Source organism: Oleiphilus sp. HI0079 (genome assembly GCF_001635105.1).
On sequence record NZ_LWFT01000562.1, the window covers coordinates 1 to 16,933 of the forward strand.

Consider the following 16,933-nt stretch of genomic DNA (forward strand, 5'->3'; position numbering starts at 1 on the left):
ACCGTAGTCATGAGCCAAAATGTTGTAGGTGACGATACCTAACGAAGTCAGCAATTGCTCGGCGATATCCGCTTGCGTATGTATAGGGTACCGAGGAATATCTGGCTTATCTGACAAACCAAACCCGAGAAGGTCAAAGCAAACTACTCGAAAATGCTGCGTCAGCAAGGGCCATACCTCGCGCCAATCCCAGCTTGAGGTTGGAAAGCCATGCAACAATAGCAAAACTGGTTTATTGGCGCTGCTTGAAGAGGCCAAACTAAGCGAATCGCGATAAAAGATTCGATGCCCCTCAAAATCAAAATAGCAGCCTTGTTCGCGCCATTTCTCGATCGTAATCAAACCGTTTTCGGTTGTCGGAGTACTGCTTTGTACTTGCATTATCTACTCGGCACTCTTTATGAATTTCCACAGCTTATGAAAAGCCATAACAAAAATCACGCCTCTTTTTGTTACCAATAACATAGGCCTGTTTGACGCGGATCAAGTGTGCTTTTTCTTAAATATCCGGATAGACACCACAATTGAGCTAAATCAAGTCATGGTTGCCGTTAAACACTTAAAGTTCGCCACATACAAACAACGTCAACACAACTTCGATATCAAGGTTCTATTTATGCTTAAAAAAACCCTACTTAGTCTATCCATCGCATCTATCGCTTTAAGTGCTAGCCCAGCGTTTGCCTATGAGTCAGGAGACATCATCGTTCGCGGTGGTGCAGCAAACGTAACACCGGATGCATCTAGCGGCATGATCTTTATCGATACCCCTGCTCTGGGCAATACAGGAATTGATGGTGTTGACGTAGACGACGACACACAGCTCGGCTTAAGCTTAACCTACATGTTCAACCCAAGCGTAGGCATCGAGGTACTGGGTGCAACACCTTTTAAGCATGATATTTCGCTAGACGCTTTGGGAACAGATATCGCATCCACTAAACACTTGCCACCTACCGTAACGTTCAATTACCACTTTATGGACAGCGCGTCAGACTTCCAGCCCTATGTAGGCATGGGTTTAAATTACACTATGTTCTTTGAGGAGAAGGTCACTCCAGCACTAGACAATGCCGCCGTGTTTGATCTTCTTGCCTCCTCAACAGGCAATCTTCCTGCGGGCACCATCACATCCGTCGCGAATACCAAGATTGAACTGGATGACTCAACAGGCGTTGCGATTCATGCGGGTTTTGATTATGCATTGACGGATTCAATTGGCCTTAACGCCTCTTATTACTGGATAGACATCGACACCACTGCTGAAATCACAACCGACAGTAATGCTGGCCCGGTAAAAGCAACAGTTGACGTCGACATCGACCCATCTGTTTACATGATTGGCATGTCGTACAAGTTCTAAAGAAGTTCCATCACGACAATAGGGCAAGCAGCATTGCTTCGCCCTATTTTTTATTGCTTTAGTTTGGACCACGTAGCGATCACAACGGAGAAAGACGGCCTTACTCATTCACGGCGGCAAAACAAAGAGCCCTTGTAAAACCAAACCAACAATAAGAACACAACCATGAAAAAAATGAACGCCAGATTATTAAGCACACTCTTCAGTGCACTATTACTAACTAGCTCGATTAGCTTCGCTTGGACCCTTGAAGAAGATGACAATGGCATTAAGGTGTTTACTCAGGAAATTGAAGGCTCCGACTTCAAAGCATTTAAAGGCGAAATGAACGCCCAAGCGCAACTTGATGAGGTGCTAGATATCATCCGCGATGTAGAAAGTATGGATGAGTGGCTGCACGAGTGTGTAGCAAGCCAGATCATGGAAAAAACGTCAGACGAAGAGTTAATCGTGTATCAGGAAACAAGTGCCCCTTGGCCTGTCACAGATCGTAACTTTGTCCTAAAAATGAAGGTACATCGTGCAGAGGATGGCCTCAGCGCAAAAATAAACTTCAGTGCGCTGGTTGAGCCAGAAGTCGCCAATGACGACTGCGTTCGTGTAACAGAGCTCACCGGAAGTTGGACGCTTACACAAACCAGCGACAGCAATGTGCATGTTGTTTATCAAACCTCAGCAGATCCGGCCGGCGATGTTCCCTCATGGCTCGCAAACGCCTTCGTAGTCGATCAACCGTATAACACACTGCTTAATCTGCGTAATCGTGTCGAGACAAAACGCCACGAAGTAGAATAACCAAATCAATCAATGCTCGATCAAGCATAGTGAGCGCCACCTTCTAGCGCTCACTTTCATCTCCATGTTGAAATAAAAGCAACTACTCGATCACAGACCTCTCGCACGCTCTTGTTCATACTACGCAGCCGATGCCATGGTCGGCGTCGTTATACAGCCTCGACTCGATTGCAACTTTGGAGAGCACAATACGGATATGCGAACCCTCTACTCTGGTCTTTTTTTTGTTTTACTGGGTTTTACAACACAACTCCATGCTTGGAGCCTAGCCAAAGATAAAGAGGGCGTTCGCGTTTTTACCAAAGACTCCAGCTTTTCTGGCTTTAAAATGTTTCGTGGAGAAGTGCGAGTCAATGCTGACCTTGATCGTGCTCTTACTTTTTTACAAGACGCCAAGTTAGCAACAACGTGGCTTCATGACTGTATAGAAAGCCGCGTACTTGCATCCACCTCAGCAGAGCATTACACCGTCTATCAAGTGATCAAAGCACCGTGGCCAGTGCACGACAGAGACTACGTTTTAGATATTCGGATTACGCACGCAAAATCCTCTAAAAAAGCGGTTATTGAAGTACGAGGACTAGATCGTCCAGACCTTGTTCCGTTGAAGCAGAAGCGCGTTCGCGTCACCGAACTAAACGGCACCTGGACTCTTACACAGATCGCCGAAAATTCGGTTGAAATCACCTACCAAACTGAAGCAAACCCGACAGGAAAAATCCCCGCATGGCTAGCCAACGCGTTTGTCGTAGACCAACCCTTTAGCACTCTGCTCAATCTCAAACAGCACTTCGCAGCGCTCCAATAACAAAGCGCCTGCGCCTAGCCGATATGGGCGCGAAAGCGAGAGTGAATCAAATCAATGGCAACGGCATTTCTGCCACCACGAGGAATAATCATGTCTGCATGCTCTTTAGTCGGAGCGATAAAATTGATGTAGCCAGGTCGCACCGTATGCTTGTATTGATTCAACACCGACTCAACTGAACGTCCTCTTTCCAGCGTGTCTCGTTGCAAACGGCGCAAGAGGCATATATCCAAAGGAGTATCGACAAAAAATTTCAAATCTAAGGCATCTCTAAGCGCTTTGTGCGTAAACAACATAATCCCCTCAACCACAATAATGGGTGTCGGATGAATCTCGATAGAGGCACCTGAGCGCGTGTGTTGCGCAAAATCATAGCGAGGCATCAGAACACTTTGGCCGCTTTTAAGCGACTCAATATGCGCATGCAAAAGATCATGCTCAATCGCTCTGGGGTGATCGTAATTCGTCTTTTCCCGCTCAGCCATCGCCAAGTGCGTCTGATCCTGATAATAATTGTCTTCTGAAATCACCTGAATCAAATCAGGTGACATGCTTTGGCCCAGATTTGTAGATAGCAAACTTTTCCCTGATGCCGATGCACCAGCGACCCCCACTAACAAGGGTCTATCAGTTACAACANGAGATCCCATACTAAAAAATACTCAAACCAATAAATAAACCTGCGATGGTTGCACTCATAAGATTCGCTAAAGTGCCTGCAGCCACAGCTCTCAATCCCATTTGTGCTACCTCCTGACGGCGGGAGGGGGCAATAATGCCTAAGCCGCCCAGCAACACTGCGATAGACGCAAAGTTAGCGAAGCCACACAAGGCAAAGGTCGTGATTGCCTGAGAGATGGGTTGCATGGATTCCTGAACGGGTAAAAACACACTATAAGCGACAAACTCATTCAAAATCAGCTTTTGTCCAATTAACGAGCCTACAGCTTGAACATCCACGCTCGGCACTCCTATAAGCCACGCTACCGGTGCAAAAACCCACCCTAGAATTGCTTGAATTGTAATATCACCATAGCCAAACCAGCCACCAACACCGCCAACGAGGCCGTTTAACAACGCGATCAAACTTATAAACGCGATCAGCATCGCGCCAATATTGACCGCAAGTTTCAGACCACTGGACGCGCCGGTTGCAGCGGCATCTATCGCATTTGCCGGTCTTGACTGGGCATCCTCATGCACTACGACATCGTCTTTGGGGACTTCCGTTTCAGGGACAATCATCTTCGCCATCAACAAGCCGCCGGGCGCGGCCATAAAGCTGGCTGCAATCAAGTACTTTAACTCGACACCCATGGATGCGTAGCCTGCCATCACAGAACCCGCAATCGAGGCCAAGCCACCGACCATCACAGCAAAAAGCTCAGAGCGCGTCATGCTGGCAACATAAGGTTTGATGACCAAAGGCGCCTCGGTCTGACTCACAAAAATATTGGCTGTGGCAGAGAGTGATTCGGTTTGACTAGTGCCCAGCAGTTTTCGCAGACCGCCACCCAATATTTGAATGACCTTTTGCATTATCCCAAAGTAATACAGTACCGAGATCAGCGCTGAAAAGAACACCACAACGGGAAGCACTCTGAACGCAAAAACAAAACCGCCACCCCCGAAGACCTCAAACATCTTATCGCTCACAAGTCCACCAAACATAAAGCTGATGCCTTCGTTTGCGTAATGAATAACATGCGCAACAGCCGCCGTTATCCCGTTTAATACGTCACGCCCCCATGGAACGTAAAGCACTAATGCACCAAGACCGATCTGAATAACAAGCGCTCCAAGAACAGTCCGCAACTTGATGGCTTTGCGGTTAGTGGACAGTAAAAACGCGAAGCCAAGCAACACGCATACACCTAACAAGCTCATAAGAATAGACATTCAGGCTTCACTCTATAAAAGACAAATTGCTTAAAAAGGTTAGCAAAGTTTTCCTCTTTGGCTTGGTTTTCATGCTTGCGCCCCGCATGAGCATCTGACAAGCTAACGAAAAACACAGAAGACCTACATGGACGCAATCCTGAACTCCGAGCTTATCAGTAACTGGCTACCTAGCGTGCTTGCCTTTATTGGTGCGGTCACGCTGCTCACGGCGGCAAACCACTTCATCGTTGTACGCAAAAAACATCTCGGCAGCGAAAGAAAAGTACCCCGCCAGATACTAATGCTGTTTCTTACTTTAGCCTGCGTTATTGGTGTCATCTTATCGCTACCGATCGATGCGCAACTTCGTAATCAAATCATTGGCCTGATTGGTATCCTGCTTTCAGGTTTGATCGCCTTTTCTTCTACCAATATTATCGGCAATCTGATGGCCGGTATTCTACTGCGCATTACCAAACCATTTGGAATTGGCGATTTTGTGCGCGTTGGCGACTTCTTCGGCCGCGTCTCCGAGCGAGGCCTATTCGATACAGAGATCCAATCTGAGAATCGAGAGCTCATCTCACTGCCAAACTCCTTTCTAGCAAACAACCCGGTAACAACGACCCACCGTTCAGGCGCAATCGTCTCCGCGACACTCTCGCTTGGGTATGACGTGCACAACAAAAAAGCGATCCCACTACTCATCAAGGCTGCAGAAGAAAGCGGTCTCAGTGATGCCTTTGTACACATTACCGAACTAAACGATTTTAGCGTCAGCTATCGCGTTTCCGGATTTTTAGATGAGGTTAAAGGCCTGATTACCGCTCGCTCCAACCTACGCATGCATGTTCTCGATATGTTACACGGCCACGGTGTAGAAATTATGTCGCCGTCCTTCATGAACCAGAGACCAATGCCGCCAGAAACCAGTACGATTCCGGACATGCATTGGGCAAGGGCTAACGAAGAGCGCGTAGAAGCCGAAGACATCGTATTCGACAAAGCCGAGGCTGCGCAGAAACTGTCCGATGAAAAGAAAAAAATCTATGAGCGCATTTCTGAACTGGAAGAAGAGCTAAAACAAGGCGCAAAAGAAAATCAGGAAGAATTAAAGAAACATCTTGGCGAGCTAAAAGAAAAGCTGGTAACTCTGCAAGGCAATATAAACGAGAATCCGAGCGAGAATACAAGCAACAGTGCCAACGAAGAAACCGTCGAAAACAAAACACCGAGCAGTTCCTAAAGCAAAACGTCCAAGATAGCGATTAGAGAGGGCTCAGACAATGGATAAAAGCGTACTTATCACCGGCGCCAATCGCGGTATAGGCTTAGCACTTGCCAAGGTTTACCACAGCAAGGGATACCAAGTTTTTGCAGCATGCCGACGGAGCAGCCAAGCGCTGGATGCCATCGGCGTACAGATCATTGAAGGAATCGATGTCGCCCTGCCCGATGCAGGTCACTGGCTTAACGACGCCCTGCACGACACGCATCTAGATTTGCTTATCAACAACGCTGGCATATTGCGTGACGAACAACTCGGACAGCTCGATTTCACGAGCATTGAACAACAAATCAAGGTAAATACCCTCGCACCATTGCGCATTACAGAGGCATTACTGAGCAAACTGGTTCCAGGATCAAAAGTCGCCTTTATCACTAGCCGGATGGGCTCAATTGCAGATAATACCAGCGGTGGCCGCTACGGGTATCGTATGTCTAAGTGCGCCCTGAATGCCGCAGCTGTGTCACTGGCACACGATCTGTCTCCACGCGATATCTCTGTTGCGATTCTTCACCCCGGCTTGGTTGGTACCGAAATGATCGGCGGCCATGGTAATGTCACACCAGATGAAGCCGCTAATCAGCTTTCTGAGCGTATCGATGCGCTCGAGCCAAGGAACTCTGGTACGTTCTGGCATGCAAACGGCGATGTCTTACCTTGGTAAGGCCTCAAATGCTGCAACAGCACCTCCTAATTACTGGCAAAAGAACATTTATCGCCTAATCTAACTTCAGCTTTTGAGTTTATTTTTAAACAGAGAAATGTTTTGGCACAGCCGTCATACACCTATCTTGCCTGGACAACCGCCATACTTTGGTTGCTGCTTGTTTCGGTTCTCATGTGGCAAGTATTTGCCTCAGATTATCGCGCCTTTCTTCATGAGGATGCACCGGATCTGCAAAACATGCCAAGAGTAGCGACGGGGGAACTAACGCTTGTTCACTATCTAGACGAGCAATGTAGCTGCAATCGCTTTGCCAAACCACATGTACAAGATATTGAAGAGACCTATAAAGAAGCGCGCCACGTATACCCTAACGAAACCATGCAAGTAAAAGGTGTTCTCTTGGAGGATTGGGCGATCTCAAGTCCTGCGGTGAGTATTTTTGCTCCTGATGGCGTACTGATTTATCACGGCCCTTACACCGCAGGTAGTGTTTGTGGACAAGGCGAAGATTTGGTTGCAGCCCACCTAGAAAAATGGCGCGCAGGTGATCGCGCTCAGTATCTCAACTTGCTAGGTCAGGGGTGTTTTTGCCCCTGGACCAACACGAACAAAAAAACAGCAGAGCTGACATAAAAGCGAGCTCAGCTTCGCTTAGTGCTCAGTAAAACGGAGAATTATGGAAAACACGAACCTCATAAACCATTACAAACGTGCCGACAAAGTGATGAAGATCATTCTGAGCGCCCTGTTTGTAGTCTCACTGGCTCTCGCCCCGATGTATGACACTTGGATGGCGGCGCTTTTAATCGGTGGCGCGACCTTGGCGGCGGCCTTTATCGTGAGCAGCCTTTCTCCAGGGAGCAGCATTAGCCGAATCGTCATGGGCATGGCTTTGATGGTGATGACCTCGCTTCATATACAGCAAGCACATGGCATGCTGGAGTTCCATTTCGGCGTTTTCGTGCTTCTCGCATTGTTACTTTATTATCGAGACTGGGTTCCTGTCGTTGCGGCAGCCGTCACCATTGCCGTGCATCACTTAAGCTTTTTCTTCATACAAGCTAATGGCGGCGGTGTTTGGCTTTTACCATCAGCAGAAAACGGGTTCAATATTGTCCTTCTTCATGCGGTTTATGTCGTTGTGGAGACAGCGGTGGTTGTTTGGATGTCACTCGATCTTAAAAAAGAGTTTCTCGCGTCCAGCGAGCTCAGTTCCACAGCTCGCAATATTACGCGTGGCGATCAAATTGATTTATCTATCCGAACGAGCGGACGAACAGAACTACTGCAAGATTTTGATGTGTATACCGAATCGGTGAATGAACTGGTCTCGCGCGTCGCCAGTAATTCAGAGTCTGTCCATATTACCGCTGAGCAGCTAGTCACGATTAGTAACAACCTCCAAACCTTATCAAGCACTCAGCAACAACAAACGGACATGATCGCCAGTGCCGTTGAAGAATTGACTGCGTCAGCCAGCGAAGTAGCGGCAAACGCAGGTCAAGCTGCGGACGCAGCCGAGAAAGCATATCAAAACTCACAAGCATGTCGTCAATCCAGCACTACGACCGAGAATGATATTCTCAGCCTCGACAACCAAATTGCGAGTGCAGCAGAAACCATTGCCTCGCTGGATGAAGAAACAACCGAAATTGGCTCGCTACTGAATGTCATCCGAGGAATTGCAGAGCAAACCAATCTGCTTGCGTTAAACGCAGCCATCGAAGCGGCTCGAGCAGGCGAACAAGGCCGCGGCTTTGCAGTTGTCGCAGACGAAGTCCGTTCTCTTGCAATGCGCACCCAACAAGCGACGGAACAAATCAATAACATGATTGAAAGTCTGCAAAAAGGCAGTAGTACGGCTGTAACCGCGATTCAAGCAAGTCAGGGCTTAGTGAAAACTTGCGTTGATAACACGCATAACAGCTTGGAGTTAATTGAGCAGGTCGAACAGGCGATAAACCAAATAAACGAGATGAACCAATTCATTTCAACCTCCGCAAATGAGCAAAGCACCGTTACCGCCGAAATCAGCCAAAATCTCAGTGAAATCGTGCACTCTGCGTCCGACATGAACACACAGATTGGTAGCAGCAAGCAAATGATTGGCGATCTCGACCACAACGCGAAACAGTTGGAATCAATCAAATCTCGCTTCAAGACATAGCTACAGCCCGTTCATTTGCCGACGAGCACCATACCCTGGTGCTCGTTGATCTATGACGCTCTCCCCCTCCCCTGTCAAATGCTCTCTATATCCACGCTCAGCCGACAAAGTGTGGCGCCTTCGGCCTAGACACTAGAAGCAAAAGACCAGCGCTATGCCCTCTACAGCAACGAGTTTTTAAGACTATACTCAAGGACCGAGCCAGTTGGCTTTTACAACAAAGAAGCTTCAATCATTGAAAGATCCTCAAGACGGGAAAAGGCAAGAAAGTTTATGGAAAATCCAGTCGGCAACCAAGGAGTGGTCCACACCCTTAGAGAACTTCATTCGATCACGTCGAATACGCAGCTAAGCATTGATGAGAAGACCCAACAATTACTCAAACTCGGCAAAGAGACATTTGGCTTGCCGCTTGCGATTGTCAGCCGAATATCGGGTGATCAATATATCGTTGAGTATTCTGACACTCCAAACGCAGAGGTAAACCCCGGCGACACGTTTGAACTAGGACAAACCTATTGCTGCCACACGCTCAGTGCCAATGGCCCTACTGCATTTCACCACGCGGGTAAAAGCTCTATCAACAGTCATCCTTGCTACTCCGCATTTGGCTTAGAGAGCTATATTGGTGTGCCTGTAGAAGTCTCAGGCGAACGATTCGGAACGCTTAATTTCTCAAGCCCCGACGTCCGCGATACCCCTTTCTCATCTGATGATATGGAACTCATTCGCCTCTTTGCCCAATGGATTGGCAATGAGCTTTCGCGGAGCAAAGCTGAGCGCGATCTTTTTCGTTATCAAGGTCTTCTAGAATCAATGGGTTCTTTGGCTCGTATTGGTGCGTGGGAAGTAGACATAGAAAATAGAGCTGTGACTTGGTCTAGCATGACGAAGGAAATCCATGAGGTAGCGCCAGATTACACACCCTGTCTAGAGGAAGGAATCCAATTCTATAAAGAAGGAGAGAGCCGAGAACGCATTGAGTCAGCGGTCAAATCCGCCATGGAAGAGGGTACACCCTGGAACCTTGAGCTCCAGATCGTGACAGCAAAAGGCAATGAGCTTTGGGTCGCAGCCTTGGGTAGAGCGGAATTGAGGGATGGAAAGTGTGTCCGCCTCTATGGGTCTTTTCAAGACATAGATGAAAGAGTAAAAGCCGACAACGCCCTAAAAGAAGCAATCGAGCATTCAGCCTCCCAAACATCACGCATGAGGTTGGCCAATGATTCGGCCGCAATCGGCGTCTGGGAGTGGAATCTCAGCACAGATGAAATGACATGGGATGAATGGATGTATCGACTTTACGATACCTCCGAAGACGAGTTTTCCGGAGCAACGGAAGCTTGGGAGAATCGCCTTCACCCGGATGACATCGAGCATGCGAATTCTCAATTCGAACGCGCCGTTTCAGGCGAGGGAAAATACGACCCGGAATATAGAATTGTGCGTCCGAATGGCGAAATACGCTGGTTGAAAACAAGTGCTGAGGTTTTCCGAGACGACTCGGGAAAAGCAATCAAAGTCATTGGCGTCAACTACGACATCACAGAGAAAGTGACAAACTTGGAGAAGCTTGAGGCGGCCAAAAACGCAGCCGAGCATGCGGCTCGTGCAAAGGGCGAGTTCTTGGCGAACATGAGCCATGAAATTCGGACCCCGATGAACGGTGTCATTGGTATGTTGCAGGTGCTTAAGAACTCCGGTTTGAACAGAGAGCAAAGCAAGCAACTCGATATTGCAATCCGTAGCGCCGAATCTCTTTTAGTTGTCATAAATGACGTTTTAGATGTTTCAAAAATTGATGCCGGCAAGCTTGATATCGAGTCGATTAACTTTAACTTGCGCGATCAAATCAATGAAATCATCAACGTGCTCTCGCACACGATCCCCCCTGATGCTGAGCTAAAACTTATCTCTGACACGACCGGAGTGAACCATCCGAACGTCCTCGGAGATCCCGTTAGAGTGCGGCAAATAATCTCCAACATCATAAATAACGCCATCAAATTTACCGCCTCAGGCGAGATCACTTTAACCGCGCGCACCGAGAAGACAAACGAAAGTACGCTCAGACTCTTCGTCTCGGTTCAAGACACAGGCATTGGGATCGCACCCGATCAACTTGAAGAGCTTTTCGAGGAATTTAGTCAAGCAGATGCCTCAACCACACGCAAATTCGGTGGCACAGGTCTTGGCTTATCAATCTGTAAAAAACTCTGTGAATTAATGGACGGCACAATACAAGCAACGAGCGAGCTTGGCTCAGGTAGTTGCTTTACGTTTGATATCGGGCTTTTGGATGGAACACTAAGTCAGCAAAGAGGCGCATCTATCGCACCTGCTGATTCGTCAAAAACCGATCTCGCAGCAGGTGAATTCAGTTTTTCCGGACATAAAATCCTCCTCGTTGAAGACAACGAAGTCAATCAACTAGTCGCCAAATATATGCTAGAACATATGGGCTTACACGTTGATATATGCGGGAATGGCCTAGAGGCGATTGATCAACTCAATCGAAGCGCTTACGAACTGATCCTCATGGACTGCCAAATGCCCGAGATGGATGGATACGAGGCAACACTGCGGATTCGCGAAGGCGAAGCTGGAGAGACACATGCGAAGATTCCAATCATTGCCTTAACAGCCAACGCGATGATAGGCGATCGTGAACGCTGCCTAGAGGTTGGCATGAATGAGCACGTCGCCAAGCCTATCGAAGAAAGCGCTCTGAGAAACGTACTGTCCAGATGGATCCATACGCCGTAGCAACGTTTGGGTCATCGCCTGCGCGAAGTGCGGCTTTTTTGCATTGAGATGCATCAATCGCATACTCCACCCTCCCCCTTAAATAAACGCTTTCGTATTCAATGACGATCGCGCATCGAAAGTGGCGATCACCTCGCATATGTTGCACACTCATGCTTTGATTTATACGTGTCGATGCGAGAAAAATGAAGGTAACGCTGGAGCGCAAGCACATATCGTCTCTCTCTAAAAGGAGTTTCATTTTTTGGCTATTACTCTGCGCAACAGCGCTTGGAGGATGTGCCTTACCCGCGCTTGATAAGAGAGCTCAAAGTCAAGCTTTTCCGCCATCAAAGTCTACTCAAACAGGCATTGGCCAATCCGTAACATTACTCGCCGAGCATCTAAATAAGGCGACGGACAAACTTAGCGGAATTGTCACTTTGGAAGACCCAGTCGATGCGTTCGTCGCGCGAGCACTTTTGGCAGAGGCCAGCGAGCTTTCGATCGACTTACAGTACTATATTTGGCGTGAAGACATTGCTGGCAAGTTGTTGCTTCGCACGTTAATCCGTGCGGCTGATCGAGGCGTCAGAGTAAGGCTTCTGCTCGATGACCATGGCTCTTCAGGAATGGATAAAACGCTTGCCACCTTGGATGCCCATCGCCACATTGAGGTACGACTCTTCAACCCCTATTCGGTTCGCAGTTTTAAGTCCATTGATTATTTAACCGACTTTCAGCGCATCAACCGAAGAATGCATAACAAATCATTTACGGTTGATAACCAGATCAGCATTGTAGGCGGACGAAATGTCGCCAACGAGTACTTTGGCGCAGATAATGGCATTCAGTTCACGGATCTGGATGTGCTGGCAATCGGACCAATTGTCGATCATGTTTCGAAGGATTTTGACCGTTATTGGTCAAGTATTTCCGCCTACCCGATAGAGCAGCTTGTAGAGGCATCCAACAAGGAGGATTTGCGATCGTTAGGGATGGAGCTTGAGAGTACGGTGCTTTCAACTGAAGCAAAACCGTTTATATCTGCGATCAAAGCATCCCCGCTTCTTAACGACCTACAAAACCAAGTGCTTGAACCTGTCTTCGCTAAGGTGAACCTAGTGAGCGATGATCCAGCTAAAATATTCGGTCCAACTCCCGAAAATGGGCTTTTGGTTCAGCAGCTGGATCAGCTACTCGGTAGTCCGCAACGCTCTCTTACGCTCATCTCGCCTTACTTCGTCCCGGGTGACACCGGGGTTCAGCTGTTTCGTGATTTAGAAGAAAAAGGCGTCGAGATAAAGGTCTTGACGAATTCGCTTGAAGCGAACGACGTTGCTTTGGTCCACTCGGGCTATGCAAAGTACCGTCGCCCTTTGCTAGAAGCGGGCGTTCAGCTATACGAGCTTCGCAAATTCGGCGCTATAGAGGCAACACCTCAAACGCGGAAAACCGCAAGCATAGGTAGTTCTGAAGCGAGCCTGCATGCCAAGACATTTGCTGTCGACAGTAACACGCTGTTTGTGGGCTCGTTCAACTTTGACCCAAGATCACTCAGTCTCAATACAGAGCTCGGGTTTCTTATCGAGAGCCCTCAGCTTGCCATGGCATTAGAAACCAAGTTTGATGAACAAATAAAACAAGCGGCCTATGAAGTGGTGCTCAATGAAAACAAAGATCTCGAATGGATAGAACATAATGGGGCAGAAACCCGACGTTACGAAGAAGAGCCTAACACCAGCTTTTACCAAAGGGCCGTGATAGGGTTGTTCTCATTCCTACCCATCGAGCCCTTGCTTTAAGTACCTAACATGTGCAACAAATCAATGATGTAAAAACTCTCAAGCTCAAGCTTAAGCTTAAGCTCAGAAAAATCTAGCAATCCGTTGTAATGAGAGAGACCGTGCAATTCGGGTCACCAAATGAATCGTACGTCACATAACAGCCGTTGGCCGTCGGCGCGCCAGAGCCCCGAATATCATAACCGATGCGCGTATAGCGATTATTGACAACAAGGCTTAGGCCTCCGATTTCTCTAAAATCAATATGATCAGCCATTTCTAAAGCATCTGCTAACTCAGCCCTGCTTTCCGGACATAAATTTCGCCAATCCACCTCTGATCTTCCAGCCTCTGTCTCGACAATATATGACGCCTGACTGGGCGGATTTGCGGATGCCACGCTGAGACCTTGCACATATGCTTTACTGCGAACCACGCCGATTGTCGACAGCATAGCGCCCCTTATTCCCTCGAGAGTAGACACTCGAGATGTTTGCGTTAAGTCTGCAAACCGAGGCAGTGCAAACGCCGCCAAGACCCCAAGCAACACGATAACTAATACTAACTCAATCAAGGTAAAACCCGATTGCCCTACACACTTTCGGGGCAAACGATCTGAACTGACTAACCTCATAGAACCTACTTCAACCATGAACAGCGGATACTCGCTCTGAGCAAATAATAATGTCTTATATAGTCATAATAGCGGCGAAAACACCTTTGTACACCCTATCAGCCAAGCAAATCAAAGCACCAAGCGCACTTTTTTGCTCTAAAAATAATCGCCAAACTCACCCATCAAGAAAACGGCAAAAGCAGGACTGCCTCCTTCGTATTCAGCACGTAGTTGATAGGCCCACATTACTGGCTAACACCCTTATACCGACTATATTTAGAGTCTTTAGTAAAAATAATGTGAGTGCCGCAAGTAATGTTTTTAAAAGAATCGACAGTGACATATTGGTTATCGAAGCTAGCAAATGGAGAAGCTTCACCAGACAACGCCCCTTCTTGGCTAAGCCCTTTCATATCTGAAAACAAAAATAAGAATCTGCTTGTCATCGCTGACAGAACGGTCGATTCCGCGAGGACCGTATCACGCTTCGGGATCGAAGGACTGCAGTTAAATAGCAAACTGGATGACATGGTCTCTGAATCCGTTCAATTAGCCAGCGCGATCGAGGAGATGTCCTCAACAGCTCAAGAAATTGAGTCTCTTGGCCAACAAGTTCTTGAGCGTGCAGGGCAAACAAGCAATGAGGCGTCAAAAGGTTTTGAAGCGCTTAATTTACTCGTCAAAAAACTCGACTCAATTGAAACATCCGTCAAAGACGTCGGCACCAATGCGGCATCGTTTGTAGAGCAGACAAAAAGCATCATACAACTCACGACCACGGTCAACGAGATAGCAGACCAGACAAATCTACTAGCGCTCAATGCCGCAATTGAAGCAGCAAGGGCTGGCGAGTATGGCCGCGGATTTTCTGTTGTCGCTGATGAAGTTCGTGGCTTGGCAGGGCGAAGTGCAGAAGCGGCAAGAGAGATTGAGAGCATCGTAAATGGAGTTGTAAACGGCGCTCATGATGTCGCGAGAATCGTTGAGGGTACGATAGAGGTTCTCGAAGACTCGCATGAGAACCGTGATCAGCTTATTCAAACTGTTTCTGACGCCAGTTCGGCCGCAGCAGAGAACGTACATTCAACAACACAAATTGCCTCTGCAGCAACCCAGCAAGCTCATGTGGCATCCGACATGGCAAAAGGTGTTCAGAGAACGGCAGATGGCATTAGCGAATCATCTGCCGTATTTAAAGAGATGTTCCACAAAGTGGAGACGCTGCGAAATCTGCAAGTCGAAAGCCTTAGTCAGTTCGATACGAGTGACGCTAAAATGCTTTTGCGCATGGCGCAAAGTGACCATATCGTTTGGGTTGATAAAGTAATTCGTTTTGCCTTGTTTGGCGAAAATAGCATTCAAGAAAGCGAACTCAAAGATCACACCCAGTGTCGATTAGGAAAGTTTTTGATGTCTGAAGAGGGGCAATTACTGAAAGAAGAATCACGCTTCAAAGAGCTTTATGATGATATCCATCCAAAAGTTCACTCAACTGGGATCGAAATATATCAACTTGCACGCTCTGGAGCGGAACCAGCGTCTTTACAAGGTGCGGTAGAGCAATTGATCCAGTATTCAGATACGGTATTAGACATCCTCTCTGAATTTATAAAACGCCGATAACCATCATCGGCGCTTAACTTACATGCTCTTGCAGACCTGACACGTTCGTTGCTCATTCCGGGTCGCGCCCGTTGGCGGCCCTCACCAAAACCCAGATCATTCACTTCCGGCGCTCGCGGTAACTGCCCTTTTCTATTTGAGATAGAACATGATTAAAACCAATCACCGGGGCCGCTCATCAAGACCAATCACTAGGGCCAATAACCAGAGCACGACAAACACAATCTCGTTCACCCAAAGTGCTTACTGAAAGCGCCACTATTTGTGCGAAGAAACGGTATCTTGGATGAATTGTTGGACTATGTCGTCATACGTTCCAGCTTCTCGCATTTTGGCGAGGCTAGCATCAAATTCTTTCAAGAACGCTTTCATATTCAGTTCTTTTGGGATGATGAGATGACTGTTGTTTAGGGAAAATGGGACAGGTAAAGCAACAATTTTGTCGTTTAACCCCAAGTGTTGAATATACGATTCGCCCGACAGTTGATCCAAAATCAAGCAATCGATTCTCCCCAGCGCTAACATTTTGAAGTTATCACTCAGGTCTGCGCGAACATTCACCTTGAACAGTTCTTTCTCTCGCGCTGCATCAAACTTTTGCCCATAAGACCAACCCCGATTTACACCTATCGTTTTCCCAGAAAGGTCATCTAAATCGTTATATTCAAACTGTTGTCCTTTATTTACAAAGATCACCATCTTTTCCTCGTAAAGGGGGGCAGAATAGTCGTATTTTTTCAAACGCTTATCATTTTTGTAAGCGCCTCCCACAGCCCCCACACCATCGCCACCGTATAACAAGGCACGCTTCCACGGAACCGCGACAATCTCAGCTGTAACGCTGGTGCCACTTATTATTTCTAACAAAAGCTTGGGATATAAACCTGCAACATCTTTTTCTTCAGGCTCATACATGTAAGGGGGGTAACTATTATCGACAAATATCGCTAGATCTGGGTGATCTCCAAAAACAGAAGACACCTGAACCAATAATACCAGTAGCAAGACAACTTGTTGATAAACACCAATCCGAGCCATAAATACTGCCAAACATAGAGATACTGAGACGCTTCAAAGCTGTGCAAAAAACACACAGCTACTCCGTAGTATATCCTGCCCAATCGTTAAATATAGTTTGATTATGTAAAACAATTTGCCAATTACGGTCACAGATTCTGCGCCGCGAGAAAGGTCTC

General features: G+C 47.4%; 15 protein-coding genes. 10 read left to right on the forward strand and 5 right to left on the reverse strand.

The features are described 5' to 3' along the window. A partial coding sequence (locus A3750_RS09155; protein WP_156498497.1) for an alpha/beta fold hydrolase occupies positions 1-381 on the reverse strand: 381 nt, incomplete at its 3' end. 235 nt (positions 382-616) lie between these two features. Between A3750_RS09155 and A3750_RS09160 the strand changes: the two genes are divergently transcribed. From A3750_RS09160 to A3750_RS09170, 3 genes are all read left to right on the forward strand, one after another. Continuing rightward, the gene (locus A3750_RS09160; protein WP_068453294.1) at positions 617-1,363 is read left to right on the forward strand and encodes an OmpW family protein; all 747 of its coding nucleotides are present in this window, start codon (positions 617-619) and stop codon (positions 1,361-1,363) included. A 165-nt stretch (positions 1,364-1,528) separates the two neighbouring features. After that, entirely contained in the window at positions 1,529-2,158 is a 630-nt protein-coding gene (locus tag A3750_RS09165; RefSeq protein ID WP_068453289.1) for an START domain-containing protein, read from the forward strand. A gap of 136 nt (positions 2,159-2,294) precedes the next feature. Continuing rightward, positions 2,295-2,966 carry an START domain-containing protein gene (locus tag A3750_RS09170; RefSeq protein WP_082863077.1) on the forward strand — a complete coding sequence of 224 codons (672 nt, stop codon included), beginning with the start codon at positions 2,295-2,297 and terminating at the stop codon, positions 2,964-2,966. A gap of 14 nt (positions 2,967-2,980) precedes the next feature. On the opposite strand, the gene udk is transcribed toward A3750_RS09170, so the two are convergent. Together udk and A3750_RS09180 are read right to left on the reverse strand one after the other, a co-directional pair. Then, positions 2,981-3,616 carry a uridine kinase gene (udk, locus tag A3750_RS09175; RefSeq protein WP_068548183.1) on the reverse strand — a complete coding sequence of 212 codons (636 nt, stop codon included), beginning with the start codon at positions 3,614-3,616 and terminating at the stop codon, positions 2,981-2,983. A 1-nt stretch (position 3,617) separates the two neighbouring features. Continuing rightward, a complete protein-coding gene (locus A3750_RS09180; RefSeq protein WP_068453293.1) occupies positions 3,618-4,865 on the reverse strand; it encodes a NupC/NupG family nucleoside CNT transporter in 1,248 nt (415 codons plus the stop codon). 127 nt (positions 4,866-4,992) lie between these two features. Between A3750_RS09180 and A3750_RS09185 the strand changes: the two genes are divergently transcribed. The 6 genes from A3750_RS09185 to A3750_RS09210 all read left to right on the forward strand — a co-directional run bounded on the left by A3750_RS09185 (position 4,993) and on the right by A3750_RS09210 (position 13,519). Then, a complete protein-coding gene (locus A3750_RS09185) occupies positions 4,993-6,093 on the forward strand; it encodes a mechanosensitive ion channel domain-containing protein (RefSeq protein ID WP_068458079.1) in 1,101 nt (366 codons plus the stop codon). 40 nt (positions 6,094-6,133) lie between these two features. Then, entirely contained in the window at positions 6,134-6,799 is a 666-nt protein-coding gene (locus tag A3750_RS09190; protein WP_068458081.1) for an SDR family oxidoreductase, read from the forward strand. A gap of 102 nt (positions 6,800-6,901) precedes the next feature. Then, entirely contained in the window at positions 6,902-7,435 is a 534-nt protein-coding gene (locus A3750_RS09195) for a DUF6436 domain-containing protein (RefSeq protein ID WP_068458083.1), read from the forward strand. A gap of 43 nt (positions 7,436-7,478) precedes the next feature. Beyond that, positions 7,479-8,969 (forward strand): methyl-accepting chemotaxis protein, encoded by a 1,491-nt coding sequence (locus A3750_RS09200; protein WP_068520958.1) that lies wholly within the window; start codon positions 7,479-7,481, stop codon positions 8,967-8,969. A gap of 273 nt (positions 8,970-9,242) precedes the next feature. Then, positions 9,243-11,735 (forward strand): PAS domain-containing protein, encoded by a 2,493-nt coding sequence (locus A3750_RS09205; RefSeq protein ID WP_068520956.1) that lies wholly within the window; start codon positions 9,243-9,245, stop codon positions 11,733-11,735. 185 nt (positions 11,736-11,920) lie between these two features. After that, positions 11,921-13,519, forward strand: coding sequence for a phospholipase D family protein (locus A3750_RS09210; protein WP_068548184.1), 1,599 nt, complete (start codon positions 11,921-11,923; stop codon positions 13,517-13,519). A 73-nt stretch (positions 13,520-13,592) separates the two neighbouring features. Here A3750_RS09210 and A3750_RS27200 read toward each other — a convergent pair whose 3' ends face one another. Continuing rightward, on the reverse strand, positions 13,593-14,132 hold the full coding sequence (locus A3750_RS27200) for a prepilin-type N-terminal cleavage/methylation domain-containing protein (protein WP_068454478.1): 540 nt from the start codon (positions 14,130-14,132) through the stop codon (positions 13,593-13,595). Positions 14,133-14,450: 318 nt separating this feature from the next. On the opposite strand from A3750_RS27200, the gene A3750_RS09220 reads away from it, so the two are divergent. Then, complete coding sequence (locus A3750_RS09220) at positions 14,451-15,737, forward strand: methyl-accepting chemotaxis protein (RefSeq protein ID WP_197474974.1); 1,287 nt, start codon at positions 14,451-14,453, stop codon at positions 15,735-15,737. 258 nt (positions 15,738-15,995) lie between these two features. Here the strand turns inward: A3750_RS09220 and A3750_RS09225 are convergent, their stop codons facing one another. Then, the gene (locus A3750_RS09225) at positions 15,996-16,775 is read right to left on the reverse strand and encodes an ABC transporter substrate-binding protein (RefSeq protein ID WP_068548186.1); all 780 of its coding nucleotides are present in this window, start codon (positions 16,773-16,775) and stop codon (positions 15,996-15,998) included. Between the last annotated feature and the right edge of the window lie 158 nt (positions 16,776-16,933).

Excerpts from the sequence above, each read along its gene's own strand:
- A3750_RS09160 (WP_068453294.1), top strand. The coding sequence starts at position 617 with ATGCTTAAAAAAACCCTACTTAGTCTATCCATCGCATCTATCGCTTTA.
- A3750_RS09165 (WP_068453289.1), top strand. The coding sequence starts at position 1,529 with ATGAAAAAAATGAACGCCAGATTATTAAGCACACTCTTCAGTGCACTA.
- A3750_RS09170 (WP_082863077.1), top strand. The coding sequence starts at position 2,295 with ATGGTCGGCGTCGTTATACAGCCTCGACTCGATTGCAACTTTGGAGAG.
- A3750_RS09180 (WP_068453293.1), bottom strand. The coding sequence starts at position 4,865 with ATGTCTATTCTTATGAGCTTGTTAGGTGTATGCGTGTTGCTTGGCTTC.
- A3750_RS09185 (WP_068458079.1), top strand. The coding sequence starts at position 4,993 with ATGGACGCAATCCTGAACTCCGAGCTTATCAGTAACTGGCTACCTAGC.
- A3750_RS09190 (WP_068458081.1), top strand. The coding sequence starts at position 6,134 with ATGGATAAAAGCGTACTTATCACCGGCGCCAATCGCGGTATAGGCTTA.
- A3750_RS09200 (WP_068520958.1), top strand. The coding sequence starts at position 7,479 with ATGGAAAACACGAACCTCATAAACCATTACAAACGTGCCGACAAAGTG.
- A3750_RS09205 (WP_068520956.1), top strand. The coding sequence starts at position 9,243 with ATGGAAAATCCAGTCGGCAACCAAGGAGTGGTCCACACCCTTAGAGAA.
- A3750_RS09210 (WP_068548184.1), top strand. The coding sequence starts at position 11,921 with ATGAAGGTAACGCTGGAGCGCAAGCACATATCGTCTCTCTCTAAAAGG.
- A3750_RS27200 (WP_068454478.1), bottom strand. The coding sequence starts at position 14,132 with ATGAGGTTAGTCAGTTCAGATCGTTTGCCCCGAAAGTGTGTAGGGCAA.
- A3750_RS09225 (WP_068548186.1), bottom strand. The coding sequence starts at position 16,775 with ATGGCTCGGATTGGTGTTTATCAACAAGTTGTCTTGCTACTGGTATTA.